Below are 26,946 nucleotides of genomic sequence, written 5' to 3'. Positions count from 1 at the left end.
AGCCGCGTTTTTTTAATTTACGAATTAATAATTGTTTTAATTTTTGTCATTTTAGTCTAAGATATACGAAAAGGAGGGGTTTGCATGTCTAAGATAAAGTCAATCCAGGACTGGACCTACAACAACGGATTAGATTTCACATATCTAAGCGATCCGAAAACAATTCAATACTTAACTGGTTTCTACAGTGATCCAGTGGAGAGGGTATTAGCATTAATCGTATTTCCTGAAAAGGATCCGTTTATGTTTGCACCCGCATTGGAAGTAGAAGCAATTAAAGATACTGGTTTTCCATACGATGTTTATGGATACTTAGATCATGAAAATCCATGGAAAAAGATTGCTGCTCATATCAAACAAAGAGTGGCAACGCCAAAATCAGCAGGAATTGAAAAAGAAAGCCTAACAGTTGCACGTCTAGAAAATTTACACAGAGAGTTGCAAGATGTAACTTTTGAAACTAATGTTACTGATTTCTTGAACACAATGCGTTTGATTAAGACTCCAGACGAAATCGAAAAGTTAAAGGAAGCGGGTAAAGAAGCCGACTTTGCTTTTGAAAAAGGTTTCGCAGCATTAAAAGCAGGGAAGTCTGAAAAATCAGTCGTCGCTGAATTGGAATATGCACTAAAACAAAAGGGTGTCATGGAAATGAGTTTTGATACCTTGGTTCAAGCAGGAGCACACGCTGCCGAACCTCATGGCGCAACCTCCGATAATTTAGTAAAAGAAAATGAAATGGTGCTATTTGATCTAGGAACAGTTCATGATGGATACATCTCAGATGCAACTAGAACTGTTGCAGTTGGTGAAATTAGCGACAAACAAAAAGAAATCTACGATGTCTGTCTAGAAGCTCAATTAGCTGCGATGGATTTCGTTAAACCAGGTGTAACCGCTGAAGAAGTCGACAAGGTCGCAAGAGACATTATCGAAAAAGCGGGCTATGGTAAATACTTCATTCACCGTTTAGGCCATGGAATGGGGATGTCTGAACACGAATTCCCATCAATCATGGAAGGAAACAAGATGGTTCTAAAACCAGGAATGTGTTTCTCGATTGAACCCGGAATTTATGTTCCAGGATTCGCTGGTGTTCGAATCGAAGATTGCGTTTACGTAACCGAAGATGGATGCGAACCATTTACCCATACACCAAAAGAAATTAAATATTTATAAAATAAGACCCCTTAGAAAGTTATCTAAGGGGTTCTTTTTGCGTTTAAAGTGATTTTTTTAGGATATGAGCGATTTTGGCATGGATTTAACAAACTAGTAGGCGTTTTTATATAATTGCTTAGAAAGGCGAAAATCAGCTTATAAACTATACTTTTGACGGTCAAAAGGGTATAATAATACATAGGAAAAGGTGGGTGAAGTTTTGAAAAAGAATGTTTTCATCGATACCGAATATATAACATTAGGTCAGTTGTTGAAGGAAGAAGATGTCGTATCTTCCGGTGGTCAAGCTAAGTGGTATTTGAAAGACCATGCAGTGAAACTAAACGATGAACCTGAAAATCGTCGTGGTAAGAAATTATACGACGGTGATAACGTTGAAGTTATTGATGTTGGTTTGTTTTTTATTCGCAAAAAGTAGGCTTTATTTATGAAATTAAGAGAACTCAAATTACGTAATTTTCGTAATTATAGCGATGTAGAGGTGCAGTTCTCACCTTCAATTAACGTCTTGTTAGGAAACAACGCCCAGGGAAAGACCAATATGCTAGAAGCCATCTATGTTTTGGCATTAACGCGTAGTCATCGTACCAATAACAATCGCGACTTGATCAATTGGGAAAATGAAAATGCGCAGGTTTATGGCGAGATTGAAAAAGAACTCGGCACCACCAAATTGGAAATCGATTTGGGAAAGAAAGGCAAACGTGCAAAGGTAAATCAACTCGAACAGGCCAAGTTATCCTCCTACGTGGGTGAACTAAACGTGATTTTGTTTGCTCCGGAGGATTTATCCATTGTTAAGGGGGCGCCAACGGTTCGCCGTCGCTTCATGGACATGGAATTTGGTCAGATGAGTAGCCAATATTTATACAATAATTCTCAATACCGTAAGATTTTAAAACAACGAAATAACTACTTGAAGCAGCTACAGCTAAAGGAGGCTTCGGATAAGCTTTACCTAGACGTTTTATCCGATCAACTAGCAGCTTATGGTGCCAAGTTAATCTTTCAACGTTTGGAATTATTGAAGAAGTTACAGGGATGGGCAGCAAATATCCATGCCGAAATTTCACAAGGTAAGGAAGAATTGAAGTTTAAATATGTTTGCGCATTGAAGAAAAAACAGCAGACCAATGAAAACGACATTTACACCGGTCTAAAGGAATTGTTTGACGAAAACAAGGACAAAGAAATTAGACAGGGTAACACGTTATATGGTCCGCATCGTGATGATTTACAGTTTATTATCAACGGAAAAGATGTTTCGACGTTTGGCTCACAGGGCCAACAAAGAACATCAGCACTTTCGGTTAAGTTAGCCGAAATTGATTTGATGAAGGAAGAAACGAACGAATATCCAATCCTATTGTTGGATGATGTTTTATCCGAGTTAGACGATAATCGTCAGACTCATTTACTAAAGTCAATTCAAGATAAAGTGCAAACGTTTTTGACGACTACGAGTCTAAGCGGAATTGCTCGCGACTTAATATCTGATCCAAAGGTGTTCAATATTTCAAGTGGGCAAGTCGTAGAAGAATAGTCTGAATTAGGGGAGGAATAAAGTTGACTGAAAATGAAAAAGAAGAACAAAGAAGAAAAGCTGACGAATATAATGCCAGCCAAATTCAAGTTCTAGAAGGTCTAGAAGCGGTACGTAAACGTCCAGGTATGTACATTGGATCAACCAGTGTTCAAGGTCTCCACCATTTGGTATGGGAAATTATTGATAATGGTATTGATGAAGCCCTAGCTGGTTTCGCCGACACCATTCACGTAACTGTTGAAAAAGATAACAGTATTACAATCGTCGATAATGGACGTGGGATTCCTACTGATATCCAAGAAAAAACTGGAAAGCCAGCCCTAGAAACAGTATTTACTATCTTGCATGCCGGAGGTAAGTTCGGTGGTGGCGGATACAAGGTTTCTGGTGGTCTTCACGGGGTTGGGGCATCAGTTGTTAACGCGTTATCAACTGAATTAGATGTAACCGTAACTCGTGATGGTAAGAAGTACTACATGGACTTCAAACGTGGTCACGTTAACACCAAGATGAAATTCGTTGGTGATGATGATCCAGATAACCACGGTACTAAGGTTCACTTCCTTCCAGATCCAGATATCTTTACTGAAACAACCACTTACAACATCAAAACTTTAACCGAAAGAATTAGAGAACTTGCTTTCTTAAACAAGGGACTAAAGATTTCACTTCGTGACAATCGTCCAGAAGAACCAACATACGAAGAATTCCACTACGAAGGTGGTATCAAGCATTACGTTGAATACATCGATAGTGACAAGACACCATTATTCGAAGAACCAATCTATGTTGAAGGAATGGAAAATGACATTTCAGTTGAAGTTGCACTTCAATACACTGATGATTACCACAGTGAAATGAGAACATTTACCAACAACATTCACACCATCGAAGGTGGTACTCACGAAGAAGGTTTCAAACGTGCATTAACTCGTGTTATCAACGATTACGCTCGTAAGAATAACCTACTAAAAGAAAAAGACGATAACTTAACTGGTCCTGACGTTCGTGAAGGTTTAACAGCTGTTATTTCTGTTAAGCATCCGGACCCACAATTCGAAGGACAAACTAAGACTAAGTTAGGTAACTCAGACGCAAGAACTGCTACTGATCACATCTTCTCAGAACACTTTGCTAAGTTTTTATTCGAAAACCCAACATTGGGTAAGCAAATTGTTGAAAAGGGTGCATTAGCTTCTCGTGTTCGTGCCGCTGCTAAGCGTGCGCGTGAAGTTACTAGAAAGAAATCAGGACTAGAAATTTCTAACTTACCTGGTAAGTTAGCCAACAATACTAGTCGTGACCCTGAAATCTCTGAATTATTCATTGTCGAAGGGGACTCCGCGGGTGGATCTGCTAAGCAAGGTCGTTCCCGTTTGACCCAAGCTATCTTGCCAATTAGAGGTAAGATTTTGAACGTTCAAAAGGCGACAATGGATAAGATTTTAGCCAATGAAGAAATCAGATCAATGTTTACAGCAATGGGTACTGGTTTCGGTAATGATTTTGATATTGAAAAGGTTCATTACCACAAACTAATTATCATGACCGATGCCGATGTCGATGGTGCCCACATTCAAACACTTCTATTGACATTGATTTACAACTACATGCGTCCATTGATTGACGCTGGATATGTCTACATCGCTCAACCACCTTTGTATCGTTTACAACAAGGTAAGATGATTAGATACATTGCAAATGATGATGAATTGGAACAATGGAAGGCTCAATTGCCTGCATCTCCAAAACCTAGCATCTCTCGTTACAAGGGTCTTGGTGAAATGGATGCCGAACAACTTTGGGATACTACTATGAACCCAGACAACCGTCGTTTACAACGAGTTGAAGCAAAGGATGCTGCACAAGCTGCTGAAATCTTCGACATGTTGATGGGTAACAAGGTAGAACCACGTCGTAAATTCATTGAAGAAAACGCCACATTCGTTGAAAACTTAGACATTTAATATGAATGTTTCATGTGAAACATTTTAATGTAACGACCATGAATTGGAGGTAAAAACATTGGCCAATAATGAAGATTTATCAAGCCATCGTATTGAAAACGTTGACTTATCTGAAAAAATGAAAACATCATTCTTGGACTACGCAATGAGTGTTATCGTTGCGCGTGCCCTTCCTGATGTTCGAGACGGAATGAAACCAGTTCACAGAAGAATCCTATACGATATGCGTGAACTTGGTTTAACTCCTGATAAACCATTCCGTAAGTCTGCCAGAATCGTAGGTGATACTCTTGGTAAGTATCACCCCCATGGTGACGCTGCAGTTTACGGATCAATGGTTAGAATGGCCCAAACATTTAGTTACAGATATCCATTGGTTAATGGACATGGTAACTTCGGTTCTGTCGATGGTGACGGTGCCGCTGCCATGCGTTATACCGAAGCAAAACTAAGTAAAATTGGGATGGAAATGCTAAGAGACATTAACAAGGATACTGTCGATTTCCAAGATAACTTCGATGGTAGTGAAAGAGAACCAGAAGTATTACCTTCTCGTTTCCCTAACCTACTTGTTAATGGTGCTTCCGGAATTGCCGTTGGGATGGCTACAAACATTCCACCTCACAATTTAAGTGAAGTAATCTCAGCAATTCATATCTTGATGAACAATCCAGAAGCTAATACTGCTGACTTGATGGAAGCATTACCTGGACCTGACTTTCCAACTGGTGGTGTCGTTTTAGGTAAGTCTGGAATCAGAAGAGCTTATGAATCTGGTAAGGGTAGCATCGTGCTACGTGCCAAGACTGAAATTGAAGAACAAAAGAGTGGTAAGCAACGCATTATCGCCACTGAAATTCCATACATGGTTAACAAGGCGAAGTTAATCGAACACATCGCTAACCTTGTTCGTGACAAACGACTAGATGGAATTACAGACATCAACGATGAATCTGACCGTGATGGTATGAGAATCGTAATCGATGTTAGACGTGATGCATCTGCTCAAGTTGTTCTAAACAACCTATACAAGCTAACATTAATGCAAACTAGCTTTAGCTTTAATATGCTAGCCATCGTTGACGGTACTCCAAGAATTTTAAGCTTGAAAGAAATCTTAAATGAATACTTGGAACACCAAGTTAACGTTATCAAACGTCGTACTGAATACGAATTAGCCAAAGCCGAAAACCGCGCTCACATCTTAGCCGGTTTAATCGTGGCATTGGATAACATCGATCGCGTTATTACAATTATTCGTGAATCACAAACTTCAGCCATCGCCAAGGATCAATTGATGAGTGAATTCTCACTAACTGATAAGCAAGCCCAAGCTATCTTGGACATGCGTCTTGTTAGATTGACTGGTTTGGAACGCGACAAGATTGTTAGCGAACATGCTGAACTATTAAAAGACATCGAACACTTCAAGGAAATCCTAGGTAGTCGTGAAAAGATTAATGAATTAATCTATCAAGAATTACTAGAAATCCAAGAAAAATACGGAGACGAAAGAAAGACTGAACTACGTGTTGGTGAAGTTCTAAGTATCGAAGATGAAGATTTAATCGCTGAAGAAGATATCATGATTACATTGACTCACAACGGTTACATTAAGCGTACTGCTACTTCAGAATTCAAGAGCCAAAACCGTGGTGGTCGTGGTGTTCAAGGAATGGGTGTCCACGATGATGACTTTATCGAACACTTATTATCAACCACTACCCACCATTCATTACTATTCTTTACTAACCTAGGTAAGGTTTACAGAATGAAGGGTTACGAAATCCCTGAATACGGTCGTTCCGCTAAGGGAATTCCAATCATCAACCTATTAGGAATTGATACAGATGAAAAGATTCAAGCTGTTATCACAGTTGATGATAAGGAAAGTAACGACGGTAAGTTCTTATTCTTCACAACTCTAAAGGGAACTGTAAAACGTACACCAATCGATGAATTCCAAAACATCAGAAGTAATGGTCTAAAGGCTATTCACTTGAAGGATGAAGATGAATTGATGCGTGTATCAACAGTATCTGAAGACCAAAACATTATCATTGGTACTCATCTAGGATACTGTGTCAGCTTCAAGGTTTCAGACGTTCGTTCAATGGGACGTTCTGCTACCGGGGTTCGTGGTATTCGTCTAAGAGAAAATGATTACGTAGTTGGTGGGGATGTATTAGATCCAAACGACAATGTCTTCGTTATCTCTGAAAATGGTTACGGTAAGCAAACTCCTGCTTCCGAATACCAAATCAAAGGCCGTGGTGGTAAGGGTATCAAGACAGTTAACGTGACCGAAAAGAACGGTCCATTAGCTGGATTGACTACTGTTGCCGGTGATGAAGATATCATGCTGGTTACTGACAAGGGTGTTATGATCAGATTTAGTATCTCTGATGTTTCACAAACCGGTCGTGCTACCCTAGGGGTTCACTTAATCAAGATTGATGAAGATTCTAGAGTATCAACTGTTGCACGTGTTCAAAAAGAAGACGAAGCAGAAGATGATGCTGAAGAACAAACTGCTGAAGTAAGTTCTGATAGTGCAGAATCAACTGAAGAAACAAATAACAACGACGAAGAATAATCGTCAAACAAAAAAAGCTTTCACGTAGGACAAAATCCTATGATGAAAGCTTTTTTATTGTGGTCAAATCACGATAAATCTATAATTAGACCTTAATACGCTTTAAAAACGGGGGTGAGCGAATGGAAAAACAAAATCAATTAACGCAAAGTCAATCAAACCAACAAATTATTAGGTCACTGACCAGTAATGGATTGGGTGCTTTTAGTTATGGAATCTTCCAATACGGGATTAGTTTCATGCTATTGCATGCCACTCATTCTCCATTGAGTTTCGGGATGAACATTGCCGTGGGACCACTAATCAGCCTGTTGACGTTTATTCCAATTGGCAACTTTGTCGATACCCACAATCATAAGAGCATTATCTTTTGGGGCTATGTTCTTAGAATGATTGGCTTTTTAGCTTTGGCATTAGTACTACCATTTTTCCATGGCGGATCGTTATTGATTCCAGTCGCAATTTTTATCGCGGTTGATTCAATCTTGGTGAATTTGAGAAACACTGCGTACTCAGCATCAATTCGGCAATTAGTTAGGATGTCGGACGTGGCCAAACTGACCTCGCTCACCACCGCTGTGGCATCGGCTTCTAGAATCCTATCGCCAGTCTTAGGAATTACGCTCTATGCTTTGATTAGTGTCGAGGGATTGATTGCTTTGGAAATCCTAGCCACTTTGGTGGCAATGATTATTATGATGTCGCTTCATTTCTACGAAGTTAGTGATGAAAAACGAGAAAAGTTATCGCAGAAAGATCAATTTAAGCAAACAATTCAATACGTTAAAAAACGTCCATTCATCCGTGACAGTATTGTGGCTGAAATCGTGGTTAATTTCTTCTACACCGCAGTCGTTACCGGGAGCCCATTCATTATCGTTAATCAATTGGGCTTACCTAATTCGGTCGTAATTTGGACGGAAACGGGGTATTCGATTGGCTATCTAACCGGTAGTTTAATTACCAGTCGTTTAAGACAACAAAATCATTTTGGTATCAAGATCATGTCGACAATGATTTTAGTCGGTATTAGTTTGGTTGGATTAGGATTCCTATTTACCGTTACCAAGAGTCAAATGATTGTGTCGGTAATCGGGATGCTACTATCATTATTGATGGAATTATCGTTTGCTATCTTTGATTTGGCGATTGAAATTCGTCTTCAAAGTACCGTCGAACATAATATCTTGGGTCGAGTTAGTTCGACACTATATACCGTTGGATATGCAATCATGCCATTTGGAACACTGGTATACACATGGCTATACGACATGTTCCCACGTGGTAGCTATATCATGATGATTAGCGGAGTCATTTTAATCGTTTATACGGTATTGAGCATTTCTCAATTCGTTAGAAATATCAAAAAGGACGACTTGTATGTTGAGAAACATGCTGACCAGATTAACTGAACCAAAAATCTAATAATGTAATAAAATTTTAATTAAATCTCCATTAAAATAGTGATAGAATTAGTCTATACAAAATTGAAGGGATATTCTTATGAGCTTTAAAAGAGATTTGAAGACATTGTTATTTGTCTTTTCATTATTCCTATTGATGGCGATGGGGGTTAGCGCTAACGCCAACGTTAAGACATACCATCAAAAGGGATATGCTATGAAGGGTGGCTATGCAACACACTTCGTAAAAAATGGAAATTATGCATATATTCCTAAGTACAGATACGGATCAAGTCCTGGTTACTACGAAAATGGCACCTACCAAAATAGTCCATACACAATGTATGCTAAGGGCGGAAACTACCGTCGTAACGCCAAAACTAGCTTCTATCTACCAGTAAGTTACAACTGGAGTGGAGATTTAGGAAATCCACAAAGTGTCGCTATTTCTAGATCAGGTCAATATGCTTACGTAATGTACCCAGAAGCAAAGACTACCATTGTTAGATACGACCTATGGAAACTACACAGTTTAGGTGTCGATACTAACAACATGGCTTCACTAAGACTAGGTCTTAGAAACCGCGATCCACAAATTATGTCAGCAATTAAGTTTGGTCCTAAGTTTGATGCCGGTCACGGACAATCATTGGCATTGAACCCAAAGACAAACATGCTATGGTATGTAAAGATGGATGTTGTTTCAAGAGCACCATCATTGGTCGAAGTTAGTCCAAACACTTTGAAGCCAGTAAAACAAATTAAGTTTAATTTCAGTAGATCATATTCAGTTAATAACGAACTAGCGATTGATAACAACGGGAACTTCTACACATACGTTAAATACCGTATGCAAGGAAAATCTGCTGGTAGAATCGTTATCTTTAAGGGACAAGTTAAGAAAAACCACGTTACTTTCCGCGCTATCAAGCAAGGTTTAGCAAACGGTCAAGGTTTCCAAACTCAAGGGATGGGTTACAACCCAGCAAGTAATCGTTTATACCTAGTTTCTGATGGTGTTATTTCATCAGTCCCAGTAAATAGATTAAACAAATTACGTCCTAAAGATGTTCATACAACTAAATTCAATACTAATCTAGAATTTGAAGGAGTTGCCTTTAACCAAGCCGGTTTAGGATACATCCTAACAATTCGTGGCTCACAATTATTTACTATTAATAACTTTTAAAAAAAGGGAAAATTTCTTTGCGTATATATAAATGTATCGCAGAAAAATAATCCCGTTTTTTTATATTGAATATTTTATTTTTTAATGTTAAACTTATTGAACGTGAGTATTGGTTATAAATAACTCGTACTCCTTACTCAGCTAAAAAGGTTGGGTCTAAAGTCCACAAGGAGGTGTAATTCATGGAAGAACACAAATATGAAATTACTTACATCATTCGTCCAGATATGGAAGAAGGAGCTAAGAACGACTTAGTTGCTAAGTTCGACAAGGTTCTAACTGACAATGGTGCTAAGATTATTGATTCAAAAGACTGGTCAAAGCGTCGTTTCGCTTACGAAATCGCCGGTTACAACGAAGGTGTATACCACATCGTTAACCTAACTACTGCAGAAAAGACTGCTCTAGACGAATTCGACCGTCAATCAAAATTCAGTGATGACGTTCTACGTCAAATGACTGTAAGAAGATAATTTAGAATTTAAACGTTTAAAAAGAGAGGAGTAATTTTCAGCATGATTAATCGTACAACTTTAACTGGTAGATTAACACGGGATGTTGATTTGCGATACACTCCAAGCGGTTCAGCCGTAGGTAACTTCACTTTAGCTGTTGATCGTAGTTTTACTAACCAACAAGGTGAAAGAGAAGCAGATTTTATCAACTGTGTTATCTGGCGTAAATCCGCTGAAAACTTTGCTAACTTCACCCATAAGGGTGCTTTGGTTGGTATTGATGGACGTATTCAAACAAGAAATTACGAAAATCAACAAGGCCAAAGAGTATATGTTACTGAAGTAGTTGTAGAAAACTTTGCATTACTAGAACCTCGTTCAAGTAACCAAGGTAACAACAACGCCGGCAACAATGCTCCTCAAGCAAATGCAGGAAATAACAATCCATTTGATTCATCAAACAATGCCTCATCTAATGGTGGTAACAACTCAGCGGATCCATTCGCTAACTCTGGTGATCAAATTGATATTTCCGATGATGATTTACCATTTTAATGTGTAAATAAAAGAGGAGGGAAATTTAATGGCTCAACAAAGAAGAGGTGGCCGTCGTCGCCGTAAGGTTGACTTCATCGCCGCAAACCACATCGAATACATCGATTACAAAGATACTAACCTATTAAGTCGTTTCGTATCTGAAAGAGGTAAGATTTTACCACGTCGTGTTACTGGTACTAGCGCAAAGAACCAACGTAAGTTAACTCTTGCTATCAAGCGTGCTCGTATCATGGGCTTAATGCCATTCGTTTCAGAAGACTAAAAATAACTTTTTAACTGAGATTGATTTTATCAATCTCAGTTTTTTTATATGCTAAAACATTGATATGAAGGGGATACAAATAATCTATGTAGCTCCTTTTTTTGAATAATCACCTAATGTGATAAAATAAAGGTATAAAAAATTAAAAAAAGAGGAGTTACAATGAAAAAATTGTTCTCGCTAACTAACCTACCTCCATTTTTAAAGAACCAGGTTCTTAGATGGATTGCGTTAGCTTTAACCGTATTATCAATCTTTGGTTTGGTTGTATCTTTCCTATATGATTGGAAATCCGGTGTTATTTTCTTAGTATTCGTATGTTCATTGTTATCTTACATCTTTAAGAAAATGAACGATCTAAGTGTCAGCACCGATAATTACATCTCAGACCTTTCATACCGTATGCACCGTGGTGAACAAGAAACACTCTTGGAAATGCCAGTCGGTGTATTAATGATCAGTGAAACAGGAGCAATTGAATGGGTAAACCCATATTTGACCCCTTATTTTGGTGATCAAGATTTACTTGGTAAGACTGTCGATGAAGTAAACGAAGAATTATCCGATATCCTAGAAAACAATTGGGATAATCCTGACTATGCAACCGTAAAATGGGAAGACCATTACTTTACAATGTTAATTCAAAAGGAATATCGCACCATTTACATGATGGATATCACTAAGTACTACCAAATTGAAAAAGACTACAATGACGAAAAAATCGCTGTTGGTCAAGTTTTCTTGGATAACTATGATGAAATTACTCAATCAATGACCGACCAAGAAATTTCAAACCTAAATAACTACGTTACCAACGAATTAACTATTTGGGCACAAAAATTTGGCTTCTTCATCAAACAAGTTGACGAAGATCACTACATCATGATGGCCTACTCAAAGGTTCTAAAGGATATTGAAGATGACAAGTTCAGCATCCTAGATGAAATCCGTGAATCTACATCTAAGCAAAACTACCCAGTTACTTTGAGTATCGGGATTGCTTATGGTGAAGATAACCTAAACGACCTATCCGAACAAGCCCAAAGTGATTTGGACCTAGCCTTAGGTCGTGGGGGAGACCAAGTTGTTGTTAAGGCTAAGGACCACGAAGCTCGTTTCTATGGTGGAAAGACCAACCCAATGGAAAAACGTACCAGAGTTCGTGCTCGTATGATTTCCCAAGCCCTACAAGAACTATTCAAAGAAGCAGATACTATCTTTGTGCAAGGTCACAGTCAACCAGATATGGATTCAATTGGTGCATGCCTCGGTATTCATCGTTTAGCTAAGATGAACAACAAGCATTGCTACGTTGTTATTCCAAATGGAACTTTCCACTCTGACGTTCAACGTTTAATCGATAAGACTAAGGAAGACGAAACTCTAGCTAATGATATCATCACACCAGATGAAGCATTACAATTAGCTACTGACAACAGCCTTTTGATCATGGTTGACCATTCTAAACCATCAATGAGTGTGTCTGAAGACCTATACAACAGATTGGAAAGCAAGGTTATGATTATTGACCACCATAGACGTGGTGAAGAATTCCCTGAAAACCCAGTCTTGGTCTACATCGAACCATATGCTTCATCAACCTGTGAATTGATTACTGAAATGTTCGAATATCAATCACAAGATGCCGAACCAGTAAGTAAACTAGAAGCAACCGCAATGTTGACTGGTATCTTTGTTGATACTAAGCAATTCACTTTACGTACAGGAACTAGAACGTTTGATGCTGCATCATACTTGCGTTCAGCTGGTGCTGATTCAGAAGAAATGCAACAATTCATGCGTGAAAATCCTGATGCCTACATGGCAAGAATGCACTTAATTTCAATGGCCAAGGTCGTTGAAGGACACGAAAACATGATGTATGTAGCTGGTGAAGAAGACAAGGTCTACGATCCTGTCACTGCCGCTCAAGCTGCTGATTCAATGTTAAACATGTCAGGTGTAGAAGCTTCTTACGTTATCTCTCACCGTCCAGACGATTTAATCGGTATTTCTGCAAGAAGTAACGGTGAGGTCAACGTGCAAAGAGTCATGGAAGAACTAGGTGGTGGTGGTCACTTATCAAGTGGTGCCACCCAAATTGCCGACAAGACAATTGAAGAAGTGGAACAAATGCTTTTGGATTCCATCAATGAAGTAAAGAGCGAAGAAGCTCCTGAAGAATCCGAAGACAATTAATTCATTCATTTAAAAAAACACCCAGAGAGTTTATAATAATATAAAGACATTAAGAGGAGTGATTTGAATGAAAGTTATATTTTTAGAAGATGTTCGCGGTAAAGGTAAACGTGGAGAAATCAAGAACGTTTCCGACGGATATGCACAAAACTTCTTAATTAAACAAGGTAAAGCTAAAGAAGCAACCAACTCAGCATTAAGCCAACTTCAAGGTGAAAAACACGCCGAAGAAAAAGAAGCCGCAGCTGAATTACAAGAAGCCAAAGACTTAAAGGCAAAACTAGAAGATGATAAGACAGTCGTTGAATTATCTGCTAAAGTTGGTGCTGACGGCCGTTTATTCGGATCAGTATCCTCAAAACAAATTGTTGCAGAAATGCAAAAACAACATGGCTTAAAGATTGATAAGCGTAAGATTGAATTGGGTGAACCAATTAGAACTTTAGGTTACACTAACGTTCCAGTTAAACTACACAAGCAAGTTACTGCTACAATCAGAGTTCATGTAAGCGAAAAATAATCTTAAAGGAAATCGAGGGGTAGTATGAGTAACGAGTATATGAATGGTCAAACACCACCACAAGATTTAGATGGTGAAAAAGCCGTCTTGGGTGCTGTCCTATTAGACAATGAAAAATTAGCAGAAACTCAAGAATTTATTACCTCTGATGATTTTTATCGACATGCTCATCAGTTGATTTTTGCCGCTATGGAGACCTTGGGTGACAAGGATGAACCAATTGATGCGTCGACTTTAAGAACTGAACTTGAAGGTGGCCATAATCTAGAAGATGCTGGTGGAGTGGCTTATTTAGCTGAATTAGCAACCACAACACCAACCGCTGCCAATGCGGTTTACTACGCCAAAAACGTTCATCAAAAGGCAGTTGCTAGACGTCTGATCAAGACCGCGACTGACATCGTGACCGAAAGTTATAATAACAACGGAAACATTGATGAACTATTGGATAACGCTGAACGTTCAATCTTAAACGTTTCAGAAGATAGAAACAGTAATGGTTTCAAGTTCATTGGGGATGTTTTAGGACAATCCCTAGACAGTATTCAAGAATTAGCTCAACAAAAATCAACTGTTACCGGTTTGTCGACTGGTTTTCCAGCCTTAGATAAGATGACAACTGGTTTGCATGATGATGAATTAGTAATTCTAGCCGCTCGTCCAGCCGTTGGTAAGACTGCGTTTGCTCTAAACTTAGCGCAAAACGTGGGTACCAAATCTGGAAAAGCCGTTGCTATTTTCAGTTTGGAAATGAGTGCCGAATCACTAGTTAGTCGTATGATTTGTGCCGAAGGTAGTATCGATGCCAACCATTTGAGAACTGGTCAATTGACTGGTGAAGAATGGCAAAGTGTCTACATGGCAATGGGTAGTCTATCCAATGCCAGCATCTACATCGATGACACTGCCGGAACTAAGATTTCCGAAATTCGTGCCAAATCAAGACGTTTGGCCAAGGATACTAACAACCTTGGTCTGATCGTGGTCGATTACTTGCAACTAGTTGATGGTGGTAGCCAAGAAAACCGTCAACAAGAAGTTTCATACATTTCACGTCAATTGAAGAAGATTGCCAAGGAACTGGGTGTTCCAGTAATTGCGCTATCCCAATTGTCTCGTGGTGTGGAACAACGACAAGACAAGCGTCCGGTTTTATCTGATATTCGTGAATCTGGATCAATCGAACAAGATGCCGATATCGTTGCCTTCCTATACCGTGATGATTATTACGAAAGAGAAGATGGCGATGATGATGAAGAAGAATCAGAAGTAGAAGAAAACAACGACGTAGGTGAAGTTGAAGTAATTATCGAAAAGAACCGTTCAGGTCCTCGTGGAACTGTTAAGTTACTATTTATCAAATCACATAATAAATTCTCATCAATCGCATACAATCCGGAAGATGAGGGTTGATTAAAACTAAATCCTTAGCGGTTTGCTAAGGATTTTTTTGTCAAAATTCGGAGGTGAGACAATGAATGAAATTAAACTGCATTGGTTATTCTTAGGATCTTTAATCAATAACATTGCGGTAAGTACGGTCTGGCCGCTTACGACCGTCTATATGCATGATGCATTGGGCAAGTCATTGACTGAAGTCGGCATAATTTTGTTCCTATACTCAAGTTCTAACGTTTTGGGTAATTATATATCGGGGAAACTATTTGATCGCCATAATCGCTATATTTTGACGATAATGGGGATTATTACTTCCGTCTTGATATCGTTTGGATTAATTTTCTTTAATGGCTGGCCATACTATCCAATTGGATTGGTATTATTTGGCTTTACGACCGGTTGGAACCTAACGATGATTAATTCCTTAGGAACCACCGTTAAAATGAAGTCAGGGCGTTTTATTTTTAATATGTTGTACCTAGCACAAAACGTCGGAGTGGTATTTGGAACGATTGCCGTTGGTTTTATCTATCCAATCGGAATTGGCTACGTCTTCATGTTAACTACTGCCATATTGATTATTTACGGCATTAGCGCCATCCTGACTTATCACAAAGAGGGTTCGATTTACCCAATCAAACATGATGCAATGAAGAAGATAAAGGTGAAGTTACCACGTCCAAACTGGATTATCGTCACCACATTCTTTGTAACGCTAGCCATCATTTGGATTGTCTATGAACAATGGGTATCCAACATGTCGGTATACATTACCGGATCAGGAATTCCATTATCGATGTACAGTCTATTGTGGACGCTAAACGCATTCTTGTTGGTAGTATTCCAACTATTAATTAACTGGATTGCCCAAAAACACGACAGTCTATACTTCCAAATTTACTTTGGCATTCTGTTTATCGGTTTGTCATTTTTCACACTAATCTTTACCCATACCTACACTGGATTCGTTATCTCAATGATTGTTCTAACATTGGGAGAAGCATCCGTAATTCCTTCCATTCCAGCGTTGGTCAATGAATTAACGCCGGTTGAAGTAAAGGGTAAGTACCAAGGATTAACCAATGCCTGGGCCGCAATTGGTAAGGCAATTGGACCATTGGTCGGAGGAATCATCATTGATGCCACATCGTATGGATTATTGTTCATCATTTGTACAATCACGTGTGTGGTAATTATTCTAGGATCAGAATTAATCGCCAGATATTCACGTAAAAAAGTAACTAAATATTCAGAATAAAAAAAGAACCCTCTATTCGGGGTTCTTTTTTTATTTTCTCCCTTCGGTGAGATGAAATAAATTCACTTTTCTAATACAAAATTAATAATTAGATTGACATTGGCTATGTAACAGTAATAGTATGTCGATAACGCTTCTAATTATTTTCTAATATTTGTAAAGGGAGGTTGATTAATATGTCAAAATTAATTAACAAAATTAGTGACAGAATGAGTAACGTTAAGCCCGATGTCTTATTAGGATTCAGCGATTCTATTTCAGATGTTGAAGGGTTAATTCCGTTAACAATTGGTGAACCAGACTTCAATACACCTGATCACATTAAGAAGGCAGCAATTGCGGCAATCAACAACAACCACAGTCATTACACAGACTCACGTGGGGTTAAGGAATTGCGCGATGCTGCCGTTAAATTTTTAGCAGATAAATACGACTTACATTACGATTCAGAAATTCAATTCATCGCCACTGTAGGTGTTACCGAAGCGCTATTTATTACTTTTGGAGCATTGTTAAACCCTGGGGATGGCGTTGTGGTACCTTCACCCGCGTTTTCTCCATATTTTAACAATGTTGAATTCTTTGGCGCTCATTCGGTAGAGGTTGATACATCTGACGATGGATTTGTCTTAACTCCCGAAAAATTAGAAGCAGCGATTAAGGAACACCCAAACATTAAAATTGCCGTCATCAATACACCAAACAACCCAACTGGAGTTTCATACACTTCAGAGCAACTAGAGGGCTTGGCTGAAGTGATTAAAAAACATGATTTAATCTGTTTTAGCGACGAAATTTACAGTGAATTAACTTACGATCAAGAACATGCATCGATTGCGAAATTCATTCCAGAACGCACAATTGTATTCAATGGACTATCTAAGTCACACGCAATGACCGGATGGAGAGTTGGTCTGGTTTACGGACCAGAAGAAATCATCCATACTGCTCGTTCAATTCACGAATACACTGCCACATCATTACCTGGTGCCGTTCAATACGCAGCGGTAGAAGCATTAACTAATGGTAAAGATGACGGAATTGAAATGAGAAAAGTTTACGAAAAGCGTCGAGACCTACTACGTAATGGATTATCTAATGCAGGAATTGAAAGTCCAAACCCAAGTGGAGCGTTCTACATCTTTGGTAAGATTCCGGAAAAATTCGGTGACGATGACTTTGAATTCTGCCGTCGAGTTGCCAGAGAAGCTAAGGTAGGGACAATGCCTGGTAGTGCTTTCGGTAAATCAGGAAAAGGATATTTTCGTTTAAGTTACGCAACCAGTGAAGATAACTTAAAAGAAGCAGTTAAACGCATTGCTAAGTTTGTGGAGGAAAATTAAATGAAATTATTAATGTTTAATACTCAACCATACGAAATAGAAACTTTTGAAAAAATTGCTGATGATTTGAATGTTCAAATCGATTGTACTGAAGATGGATTATCACTTGATAACGTCGATAAGACCAAGGACTACGATGCAATTACTATCCAACAACACGGTAACCTTGAAGGTGAAGAATTATACAAACGTTTAGCCGAAAACGGGATTAAACAAATTTCCTTACGTAGTACCGGATACGAAATCATAGATTTAGATTTAGCCAACAAATACAACTTAAAAGTTACCAATGTTTCTGGATACTCACCTCGTTCAGTTAGTGAATTAGTCTTAGCTGATACCATGGCGTTATTACGCCGATTAAAAGACTACAGTAAACGTGAGGAACGAAATGACTTTAGTTGGACCGGTGCGCAAGCCCGTGAAATTCACAACTTAACAGTTGGAGTAATCGGTGCTGGAACTATCGGAAGTGCATCCGCACGTATTTTTAGAGCATTAGGTGCTCGAGTGTTAGCCTACGATCCAGTTCAACTAACTGATTTAGCTGATACGGTCGAATACGTCGATGTAAACTACCTATTATCAGAATCCGACGTCGTAACCCTGCACACACCTTTAACACCTGAAATGGACCGTTTTATGAATTTTGATCGATTCAAGAAGATGAAAAACGATGCCATTTTTATCAACGCCTCCCGTGGAGGAGTCGTTGATACTGACGCGTTAGTTGCTGCTTTAGAAACCGGTGAAATCGGTGCTGCAGGAATTGACGTGTTTGATGGTGAAACTGGAATTACCAGCGTCGACCTTGGTGATAAGGGATACGATAACGACAATTTAAAAGCTTTAATTGCGATGGATAACGTTATTGTTACTCCACACATCGCCTTCTTTACCGACATTGCGGTCTACAATATGGCGTTATTCTCAACGAGAGATGCTATCAAGATTGTTAACGGAGAAGAGGCTGTGTACCCTGTTAATTAAAGAAACAAAAAAAGAGCTCAATATGAGCTCTTTTTTTAGTTGTATAAACTATATACGCAAAGTAGAACAGAAATGATTAAGTTAGCCAATAAGATGGCAAAACCTAGCGTCCCGTTTACGACTAAAATAATTCCTAAAATTAACACGATAATGCCAATTCCTGCTGAAATCATCCAGTTGTTTTTCCATAGAAATAAACCGACTTGAATGAATGTCAAAATGGTGATTAACCATAGTAGTGTTAGTGAAAGATCAGTTACGTATAAGTCTGAAATATCATTAATGGTAATAATTAGCATGTAGATAGTCATTAAAAGGCTAATGACGGCTAGAACGCTTTTTGTAGTTTTTTGCATTGTATTCAACTCCTGCTTTTATTTTAAAGGTAGGAGGGATGCTTGTAAAACTAAAAATAAAAAATCAACATTGCACTTTTTATCCAAAAACGTCCAAAAAACATAATAAATTCTTATATTTTTATTTTAAAAGGATTAACATGTGATAATATATCAATATAAATATAATTAGAAGATTATTATAAAACTGATTGTTGAAGGAGGTATGATTAATGCTTATTATAGAAGGGATTTTTTCTGTATTGATTAGAATTCAAATGGTTTTCATAATTGCCTTTTTAATCGGATTCTATAGAAAAAAAGGGACACTCCATGATGGGAAAGTATTTGGTACCATGGCGGCCGGATTTTTATTGATAGTTTCTGCTATAGGTGAGGGCTTTGATCCTATTTATATGGTAATTTTGATTGGAATTGCTGCCACTTTATTCTTAACCAGTAAATTACTTAGTATGGTGTTAGGTAATAGCAAAAAGAATAAAGAGGATGATTCTACCGACGGCTATGATAATAACTCAAGTAATGATAACAATAGCCAATATAATAACTCATACAGTAACAATAACAATAACAGCTCTAGTTCCACCAGAACTCTTGATCCATATGAAATCTTAGGGGTTTCAAGAAATGACAGTAACAGTACTATAAAGCATAAATATTGGAAGTTAGCTAAAAAATATCAACCTGATATAAGTGACAATCCTGAGGCAGATAAGAAGGCCGTAGAAATTAATAATGCCTATGAAAAAATTTCCAAAGAAAGAGGCTTTAAATAGTTAATTTGAGGGGAGGTGACTATTATGTACTATCACAAGAACGGTGACTATTATTACGAAACAATTAGCGACAAGGTGCACAATGATTTCGAAAAGGAATTAGCCGAAAATGAAGTGAAGAACAAGCTTATGACTGATAAGATGCTTCGTATCCTTCTAAACTGCTTTATCTGGTTCTTTAAGGGTATTTGGTTCCTTGTTAAGTGTATCTGCAAGGCGGCTTACGCTTTAGTTTCTTTCGCTTTTGTTAAGTTCAATGAATACAGCGAAAAGAAAAAGGCTGAAAAGGCACAACAACCTGAACAACCTAGGGAAGAAACAAAGCAACAACAAAAGTAATCTTTTATTTTGCGTAATAAGTCTCCGCTAAGGTAATAAATGGCAGGGACTTTTATACATACGAATTGAGTTATTCAATTAACTAGCAATTATTTTTCATTATATTAGATACAAAAAAGCACCTTCGATTAAATGATCGAAGGTGCTTTTTGTTTATTCGGTTTAGTTTTCACCATTAACTAGGTATTCTGGAGAGAATAGTTGTTTAACTTTTTCAGGAGATAGAATATGGTTTTGAATTAATAGGTTTGGAACGGTTTTGTTTTCCTTGGTAGCTGTCTTGATTAATTCGGTAGTCTTGTTGTAACCCAAGATAGGAGATAGAACTGTGGCGGTTACGGCTGACTTTCGAACATCTGTTAGACATTGTTTAACATTGACGTCGATACCGTCTAGACAGTGATCGACCAATGTTTCGATGGCACGTGCCAAGTGAACTTCGGCAGTTAGAATGCTCTTGAACATGATTGGTTCAAAGGCGTTTAGTTCCAATTGACCTGCTTCTGAAGCGGCGGTGACGGTGGCATCAAAACCAATTACTTCAAAAGCAACTTGGTTCACAACTTCTGGGATAACAGGGTTAACCTTGTTAGGCATGATTGATGAACCGGCTTGGCGTTTTGGTAAGATTAATTCATTTAAACCAGATTGAGGGCCGCTACCAAGTAGACGTAAGTCGTTACTGAACTTGGATAAATCAACGGCCAATGTTTTTAAACTAGAAGAGAATGCGACGAAGTGGTCAGTGTTTTGAACGGCATCGACTAAGTCTTCATCCTGCTTTAGGTCGAGACCGGTAATCTTGTTGATTTCGTCAACAATGTGATCACGGTAGTACTTAGTGGTGTTGGTTCCAGTACCAATGGCAGTTCCACCCATGCTGACGGTTTTTAGTTCATTTTCGGCACTGTTGATTCTTTTCAAATCACGACGGAACAATGAAGCATAAGCATGGAAGGTCTTACCGTAGGTTGTAGGAACGGCATCCTGTAGCTGAGTTCGACCTAATTTGATGGTGAAGTGGAACTTCTTTGATAGTTCATCTAGGATTTCGATTAATCGATTAATTTCGCCGGTTAATTTTGGTAAACGTTTAATCATTGCTAGTTTACCGGCGGTTGGGTAGGTATCGTTAGTAGATTGTGCCTGGTTAACATCATCGTTTGGATGGATGAAGACATCAGGGTGTAATTTCATTGCGACATTGGCAATTACTTCATTTACGTTCATATTTGTGGAAGTTCCGGCACCACCTTGGATGGCTGGAGTAATAAAACTCTTTGGTGATGGGTGCTCAAGCAAGTAATCACAAGCATCTGCGACAGTGTTATATTTTGTAACATCAATCGCTTTTGCACCGTAATTTGCGGTGATTGATGCCTTTTTGATTTGAATGTAACTTTCAATCAAAAGTGGATCCACTTTCTCTTCTGTAATCGGGAAATTGCCTGCTGCTCTAAGGGAGTGGATACCATATAAAGCATCATCAGGAACTTCTAGTTTACCAACACAATCTTTTTCGATACGCATAAAAACATCTCCTAAATAGTTATATGTTATAAAATGTTACATTAAGTATAAACTAAATCTTTAATTAGTCAATTAAAATATATAAATTTGTTTCACATGAAACAAAACGCCCTTAGAAATCTATCTAGGGGCGTTATTTTTAACCAACGGAATCTTCCATTTGGTAATCAATTAATTTATTTAATTCCATCGCGTATTCCATTGGAAGTTGGTTTGAGAAGGGTTCAATGAATCCCATAATAATCATCTTAGTAGCTTGAGCTTCTGATAATCCACGACTCATTAGGTAGTATAAGTCGGTTTCTGAAATCTTTGAAACCTTTGCTTCGTGTTCGATTTCCGAATCACCATTGTAAATATCGTTGTGTGGGATTGTATCACTCATGGAATCATCATCCATGATGATCGTGTCACATTCGATATGTGATTTAGAATAGTGAGCTTTATCAATCATGCGAATTGTTCCACGGTAGTTACAAGTACCACCGTCTTTACAGATTGATTTTGATACCACGTTAGATGATGTGTGAGGAGCATGGTGTCTCATGATACATCCAGTATCTTGGTAAATGTCCCCGCTGGCGAATGCGATTGATAGCATGGTTCCATTGGCATAAGGACCATTTAAATCAATACTTGGGTACTTCATAGTGACCTTTGATCCAAGATTTCCGTCGACCCATTCCATTGTGGCATTTTCATCGGCAGAAGCACGTTTAGTTTCTAGACTGTAGACATTGTCGGACCAATTTTGAATGGTAGTGTAACGACAAAAGGCGTTCTTCTTCACGAAGACTTCGACGTCAGCCGCATGCAAACTATCTTCTGAATAGTTAGGTGCAGTACAGCCTTCAACGTAGTTAACGCTGGCATCTTCATCAACGATGATTAGGGTTCTTTCGAATTGGCCAGTTCTACCGGCATTGATTCTAAAGAATGCTTGAATTGGAATCTTGGCATGAACGCCCTTTGGAACGTACAAGAAGACCCCACCAGACCAAACGGCTGTGTTTAGTGCAGCGAATTTGTTCATTTGAGGAGTAACTAGTTTACCAAAGTATTCCTTAACTAAGTCAGGGTGTTCTTTTAATGCCGTATCTGTATCAGAAAAGATAATTCCCATGTCGGCGAATTCCTTTTTGATGTTGGCATAGACAGCTTCTGATTCGTATTGGGCTTCGGCACCGGCTAGGTATTTACGTTCTGCTTCTGGAACACCGATTTTTTCAAAGGTATTCTTGATATCTTCTGGAACATCGTCCCAACTACGTGATACTGAATCGGTAGCTCTTTGGAAATATCTGATTTTATTTAAATCAAGATCAGAAAGGTCGGGACCAAAATCTGGCATGGGTAGTTTTTTGAAGATTTTAAAAGCATTCAAACGAATATCTAACATCCATTTGGGTTCATGTTTTTGGGCTGAGATTTCGCGGACGATATCTTCAGTTAAGCCATCACCGGTAGAAAAGACGGGTTTGACGTCATCTTTAAAACCGTATTGATAATCATCATTTAAGTGTTGGATTGATTTATCGATTGATATCATCTCCGTTAATTAATTGATAAATTGCTTTGAAGGGAAGCATGGCACATTTAATCCTGATTGGTAGGTGGACGACGGATTGAAAGGCAACTAGATCACCCAACAAGGTTTCATCGAAATCTTCGTGTGTCATCATTTTGGACATGTTTAGGACTAATTCATTGATTTGATCAGTGGATTTATCTTGAATTGCTTCTAGCATCATCTTAGTGGCACCCTTACAAATAATGCAGCCGTCGCAAACAACTTTTAAATTGGTTAAGTTTGGTTTCTTTTCATCTGAAGCCATCATAATGTCATCACCACAGGTGGGGTTAGTTAGGTGAACGTCTGAATCGAATTGTTTGTTGTTGGGACACTCACTGGCTTTTTGTATGATAATGCGTTGATAAATGTTACTTAGATCCATTGAAAAATTCCTTCATTTCTTTAATACAGTCGACTAGACGATTGCATTCTTCAGTCGTGTTGTAAATGTATAGACTAGCGCGTAATGTCGCGTTAACACCCAGTTTGTGGGTGAGTGGTTCGGCACAATGTTGACCAGCTCTGACGTCGATATTCTTTGAGTCAAGGAAGGTTGCGGCGTCGTGTGGGTGAATGTTATCGACGTTAAAGGAGACGATTCCAGTTTGGCGCTTGGTAGGGCCATATACAGAAACGCCATCTAGGGCATTAAGTTGGTCGTATAGGTATTGACCTAATTTTTCACATTGTGACTGCACGTTAGTCATTTTAAGTTCTTTAAGATATGAAATGGCAGCGTTTAGAACGATGACACCCTCTATGTTTGGAGTACCAGCTTCTAGGCGATATGGAATATCTTTAACCTTGTAGTCAGTAGTCGAGACGGATTCAATCATCTCGCCACCAACGCGAGGGCTATCCATATTTTCTAGTAAATCTTGTTTACCGTATAAAACACCGATGCCGGTTGGTGCCATCATCTTGTGTCCAGAGAATGCTAACCAATCAATCGGTGTTTTTTGCACATCGATTGGTAATTCGGGGGCAGCTTGCGCACCGTCGACTAGGATGTCAGCACCGTGTTTATGAGCCAATGTTGTTAGTTGATCAATGGGATTGATGTTACCTAACACGTTGGAAACGGCGGTGACTGCCACTAATTTGGTTTTGTCGGAAATGATTTCTTTGGCGGCATTTAAGTCGAGGTTGGCATCTTCATTTAGAGGTATGAATTTAAGACTTGCACCGTTATTTTTCGCAATCTTTTGCCAAGGAAGAAGATTACTGTGGTGTTCTGCGATTGAAACCACAATCTCGTCTCCTTTTTGGATGTGCTTTGCATAATATCCGTTAGCGATTAAGTTGATGCTATCGGTGGTACCAGCTGAAAAGACGATTTCTTTTGCGCTAGACGCATTGATGAATGAGGCGATGTTTTTTCTGGATTGTTCAAACATTTCTGTCGTTTCCCCGGCATCAGAGTAGACGCTTCGATGCACATTGAAATTGTGATGAGTGTAAAAATGACTGATTGCGTCAATGACGTACTTTGGCTTTTGAGTAGTTGCAGCGTTGTCAAAGTAAATCATATCTGAATGCTCTTTGAAGATGGGAAACTGATGACGAATGTTTAGACTATCCATGAATACGCTCCTCTAGGTTGTTTAATAAGTGTTTTTGAACTGATTTATCTGGGAATTTTTCAATTAAAGGTGTCAAGAAACCACGGGTTAATAGGAAACGGGCGGTCTTGGCATCAATTCCTCTTGTCTTTAAATAGTATAGTTGTTCGGGGTTAACTTTACCAACACTTGCAGCGTGACCGGCGACCACATCGTGATTGTCGATTAAAAGAATTGGATCAATTTTACCCTTACTTTCTGGACTTAAAGTTAATAGTCGACTGATTTGATCTGAATCGGAATCGCTAGCTTCCAGCTTAATTTGACCAGTAGTATCGTAGACAGTCTTGGATTTATCGGCGACGATACCACGTTGTGATATCAAGCCACTCGTATTGGGACTTTTATTGATAATTTTGGTTTGAACTACTTGATTTTGGTTTTGATCGGATAGACTCACTAAGTTAATTCTAGCGGAACTGCCGATACCATCGAGGTCAATGTTGCTGTAGTAACGACTGTCACCATGATTGAATAGGCCGACGTATGTTTTTAAGTTGGCATTTTGTGCTAGGTAAGCATTTAAAACGCGGTGAGATTTTTCACTGTTGGTCATTGCAGCATCATAAAAGGAAACGTTGGCATGATCGCCTAATAATACTTCGATCATTAGACGGTCGTTGTCGGGATGCTTCTTTGAATCCTTGTAGGTAAATGAAACATCGCTCCCGGCTGCGGCAATGATTAGGAGGTGTTTTTCCTGCATGTTGTGATCGACTAAGTCGGAGATGTCGATTGATTCGTCTACGCAGGCATCTTTGGGGATGAAAACAAACCCACCACTTTGTAGATACGCAAGATGGTTCGCATTTAATGCGTTATCACGCCAATAAATTGCTTTTTCCATCAAGTTTTCTTGGATTAGTTCTGGAAACTCGTTTGCAGCGGCGAACAAATCCATCATGATAATACCTAAATCTTGTAAGTTTTTAGGTGCTAAGTTTTGCGTATCTATTGAACGGGCATCAAGTTCAGGCGAATCGAAGTGAAACTTTCTAAGTGGGGCGGGAACTTTCATCGTATTCTTCATGTCGTTTGCGACAATGCGCTTAACGGTTAACCATTGTGGTTCGTTATGCGATTGGGCAAATTCTTGAACGGACATACTCATTATTCATCCACCAGCTTTACATCGATGCCTAATTGATCACGCAATTGAGCGTAACCGTTTTGTTCTAGTTGTTCAGCTAGGTGATAGTCACCGCTGGTAACGACACGACCACCCATCATAACGTGAACCACGTCCGGTTTTACGTAACGTAAGATACGGTTGTAGTGGGTGATGATTAGTGAAGAGAAGTGATCGTCTCGCATATGATTGATTCCCTTTGAAACGACCTTTAAGGCGTCGATATCTAGCCCAGAATCGATTTCATCTAATATGGCTAGGTTAGGTTGAATCATCATCATTTGAAGGATTTCGTTTCGCTTCTTTTCACCACCGGAGAAACCTTCGTTAAGGTATCTATCGGTATATGATTCGTCGATATCCAAGAAGTTCATGACGTATTCTAGGCGCTTCATGAATTCTAAAACGGATACTGGTTTGTCAGCCACCGCATTCATTGCGGCATGAATGAAGTCGACATTTTTAATCCCACTGATTTCAGTAGGGTATTGCATACCAATGAATAGACCTAAACGGGCACGTTCATCGGTTGCCATGTCGTTTAGTTTTTTACCATCAAATGAAATGGTTCCTTCAGTAATTGAATACTTGGGAGAACCCATGATGGTTTGAGAAAGAGTGGACTTACCAGTTCCATTTGGTCCCATGATGACGTGGACTTCGCCATCTGGGATGGTTAAGTTTAGACCCTTGATGACTTCTTCATCGGTTTCGTTGATTTTAACGTGTAGGTTTTCAATTTTTAACACAATAAT

At 38.8% G+C, this 26,946-nt stretch carries 25 protein-coding genes; 18 read left to right on the top strand and 7 right to left on the bottom strand.

What is annotated here, in order from left to right:
• Positions 1 to 84: 84 nt before the first annotated feature.
• The 16 genes from K5Q07_RS00335 to K5Q07_RS00260 all read left to right on the top strand — a co-directional run bounded on the left by K5Q07_RS00335 (position 85) and on the right by K5Q07_RS00260 (position 18,866).
• Positions 85 to 1,179 (top strand): M24 family metallopeptidase, encoded by a 1,095-nt coding sequence (locus K5Q07_RS00335; protein WP_220729095.1) that lies wholly within the window; start codon positions 85 to 87, stop codon positions 1,177 to 1,179.
• Positions 1,180 to 1,381: 202 nt separating this feature from the next.
• Positions 1,382 to 1,600, top strand: a complete 219-nt coding sequence (yaaA, locus tag K5Q07_RS00330; RefSeq protein WP_191978740.1) for a S4 domain-containing protein YaaA — start codon at positions 1,382 to 1,384, stop codon at positions 1,598 to 1,600.
• Between the two features lie 9 nt (positions 1,601 to 1,609).
• Positions 1,610 to 2,725 (top strand): DNA replication/repair protein RecF, encoded by a 1,116-nt coding sequence (gene recF, locus K5Q07_RS00325; RefSeq protein ID WP_220729094.1) that lies wholly within the window; start codon positions 1,610 to 1,612, stop codon positions 2,723 to 2,725.
• 23 nt (positions 2,726 to 2,748) lie between these two features.
• Positions 2,749 to 4,695, top strand: a complete 1,947-nt coding sequence (gyrB, locus tag K5Q07_RS00320) for a DNA topoisomerase (ATP-hydrolyzing) subunit B (RefSeq protein WP_054606007.1) — start codon at positions 2,749 to 2,751, stop codon at positions 4,693 to 4,695.
• 43 nt (positions 4,696 to 4,738) lie between these two features.
• On the top strand, positions 4,739 to 7,291 hold the full coding sequence (gene gyrA / locus K5Q07_RS00315) for a DNA gyrase subunit A (RefSeq protein ID WP_220729093.1): 2,553 nt from the start codon (positions 4,739 to 4,741) through the stop codon (positions 7,289 to 7,291).
• A gap of 122 nt (positions 7,292 to 7,413) precedes the next feature.
• A complete protein-coding gene (locus K5Q07_RS00310) occupies positions 7,414 to 8,703 on the top strand; it encodes an MFS transporter (protein WP_220729092.1) in 1,290 nt (429 codons plus the stop codon).
• 91 nt (positions 8,704 to 8,794) lie between these two features.
• Positions 8,795 to 9,883 carry a hypothetical protein gene (locus tag K5Q07_RS00305; protein ID WP_220729091.1) on the top strand — a complete coding sequence of 363 codons (1,089 nt, stop codon included), beginning with the start codon at positions 8,795 to 8,797 and terminating at the stop codon, positions 9,881 to 9,883.
• Between the two features lie 182 nt (positions 9,884 to 10,065).
• Positions 10,066 to 10,356, top strand: coding sequence for a 30S ribosomal protein S6 (rpsF, locus tag K5Q07_RS00300; RefSeq protein WP_220729090.1), 291 nt, complete (start codon positions 10,066 to 10,068; stop codon positions 10,354 to 10,356).
• Positions 10,357 to 10,398: 42 nt separating this feature from the next.
• Complete coding sequence (ssb, locus tag K5Q07_RS00295) at positions 10,399 to 10,893, top strand: single-stranded DNA-binding protein (protein WP_220729089.1); 495 nt, start codon at positions 10,399 to 10,401, stop codon at positions 10,891 to 10,893.
• A 28-nt stretch (positions 10,894 to 10,921) separates the two neighbouring features.
• On the top strand, positions 10,922 to 11,158 hold the full coding sequence (rpsR, locus tag K5Q07_RS00290) for a 30S ribosomal protein S18 (protein ID WP_034530639.1): 237 nt from the start codon (positions 10,922 to 10,924) through the stop codon (positions 11,156 to 11,158).
• 162 nt (positions 11,159 to 11,320) lie between these two features.
• On the top strand, positions 11,321 to 13,357 hold the full coding sequence (locus K5Q07_RS00285) for a DHH family phosphoesterase (protein ID WP_220729088.1): 2,037 nt from the start codon (positions 11,321 to 11,323) through the stop codon (positions 13,355 to 13,357).
• Between the two features lie 67 nt (positions 13,358 to 13,424).
• A complete protein-coding gene (gene rplI / locus K5Q07_RS00280) occupies positions 13,425 to 13,877 on the top strand; it encodes a 50S ribosomal protein L9 (RefSeq protein WP_054606013.1) in 453 nt (150 codons plus the stop codon).
• A gap of 24 nt (positions 13,878 to 13,901) precedes the next feature.
• Positions 13,902 to 15,290 carry a replicative DNA helicase gene (gene dnaB, locus K5Q07_RS00275; RefSeq protein ID WP_220729087.1) on the top strand — a complete coding sequence of 463 codons (1,389 nt, stop codon included), beginning with the start codon at positions 13,902 to 13,904 and terminating at the stop codon, positions 15,288 to 15,290.
• A gap of 61 nt (positions 15,291 to 15,351) precedes the next feature.
• A complete protein-coding gene (locus tag K5Q07_RS00270; protein ID WP_220729086.1) occupies positions 15,352 to 16,533 on the top strand; it encodes an MDR family MFS transporter in 1,182 nt (393 codons plus the stop codon).
• Positions 16,534 to 16,709: 176 nt separating this feature from the next.
• Entirely contained in the window at positions 16,710 to 17,876 is a 1,167-nt protein-coding gene (locus K5Q07_RS00265; RefSeq protein WP_220729085.1) for an aminotransferase class I/II-fold pyridoxal phosphate-dependent enzyme, read from the top strand.
• Complete coding sequence (locus K5Q07_RS00260; RefSeq protein WP_220729084.1) at positions 17,877 to 18,866, top strand: D-2-hydroxyacid dehydrogenase; 990 nt, start codon at positions 17,877 to 17,879, stop codon at positions 18,864 to 18,866.
• Between the two features lie 35 nt (positions 18,867 to 18,901).
• Here K5Q07_RS00260 and K5Q07_RS00255 read toward each other — a convergent pair whose 3' ends face one another.
• Positions 18,902 to 19,222: a hypothetical protein gene (locus tag K5Q07_RS00255; protein WP_220729083.1), complete on the bottom strand. Its 321-nt coding sequence runs from the start codon at positions 19,220 to 19,222 to the stop codon at positions 18,902 to 18,904.
• 212 nt (positions 19,223 to 19,434) lie between these two features.
• Between K5Q07_RS00255 and K5Q07_RS00250 the strand changes: the two genes are divergently transcribed.
• Together K5Q07_RS00250 and K5Q07_RS00245 are read left to right on the top strand one after the other, a co-directional pair.
• Entirely contained in the window at positions 19,435 to 19,998 is a 564-nt protein-coding gene (locus K5Q07_RS00250; RefSeq protein WP_220729082.1) for a J domain-containing protein, read from the top strand.
• 24 nt (positions 19,999 to 20,022) lie between these two features.
• Positions 20,023 to 20,337 carry a hypothetical protein gene (locus tag K5Q07_RS00245; protein ID WP_220729081.1) on the top strand — a complete coding sequence of 105 codons (315 nt, stop codon included), beginning with the start codon at positions 20,023 to 20,025 and terminating at the stop codon, positions 20,335 to 20,337.
• Between the two features lie 162 nt (positions 20,338 to 20,499).
• On the opposite strand, the gene K5Q07_RS00240 is transcribed toward K5Q07_RS00245, so the two are convergent.
• From K5Q07_RS00240 to sufC, 6 genes are all read right to left on the bottom strand, one after another.
• Positions 20,500 to 21,867, bottom strand: a complete 1,368-nt coding sequence (locus K5Q07_RS00240) for an aspartate ammonia-lyase (RefSeq protein WP_220729080.1) — start codon at positions 21,865 to 21,867, stop codon at positions 20,500 to 20,502.
• A gap of 139 nt (positions 21,868 to 22,006) precedes the next feature.
• Positions 22,007 to 23,416, bottom strand: a complete 1,410-nt coding sequence (gene sufB, locus K5Q07_RS00235) for a Fe-S cluster assembly protein SufB (RefSeq protein WP_220729079.1) — start codon at positions 23,414 to 23,416, stop codon at positions 22,007 to 22,009.
• Positions 23,400 to 23,822: an iron-sulfur cluster assembly scaffold protein gene (locus tag K5Q07_RS00230; protein WP_220729078.1), complete on the bottom strand. Its 423-nt coding sequence runs from the start codon at positions 23,820 to 23,822 to the stop codon at positions 23,400 to 23,402. Before K5Q07_RS00230 ends, sufB begins: the two co-directional genes overlap by 17 nt.
• Positions 23,809 to 25,023: an aminotransferase class V-fold PLP-dependent enzyme gene (locus K5Q07_RS00225; protein ID WP_220729077.1), complete on the bottom strand. Its 1,215-nt coding sequence runs from the start codon at positions 25,021 to 25,023 to the stop codon at positions 23,809 to 23,811. The genes K5Q07_RS00230 and K5Q07_RS00225 overlap by 14 nt, the downstream gene beginning before the upstream one ends.
• Positions 25,016 to 26,173, bottom strand: coding sequence for a SufD family Fe-S cluster assembly protein (locus K5Q07_RS00220; protein WP_220729076.1), 1,158 nt, complete (start codon positions 26,171 to 26,173; stop codon positions 25,016 to 25,018). The genes K5Q07_RS00225 and K5Q07_RS00220 overlap by 8 nt, the downstream gene beginning before the upstream one ends.
• Positions 26,173 to 26,946, bottom strand: coding sequence for a Fe-S cluster assembly ATPase SufC (gene sufC, locus K5Q07_RS00215; RefSeq protein WP_220729234.1), 774 nt, complete (start codon positions 26,944 to 26,946; stop codon positions 26,173 to 26,175). The genes K5Q07_RS00220 and sufC overlap by 1 nt, the downstream gene beginning before the upstream one ends.

The sequence above is a fragment of the Apilactobacillus zhangqiuensis genome (assembly GCF_019656215.1).
Taxonomy (GTDB): Bacteria; Bacillota; Bacilli; order Lactobacillales; family Lactobacillaceae; genus Apilactobacillus; species Apilactobacillus zhangqiuensis.
Note: the sequence above shows the minus strand (reverse complement) of the source record. Positions and strands in the feature narration are given on the sequence as shown.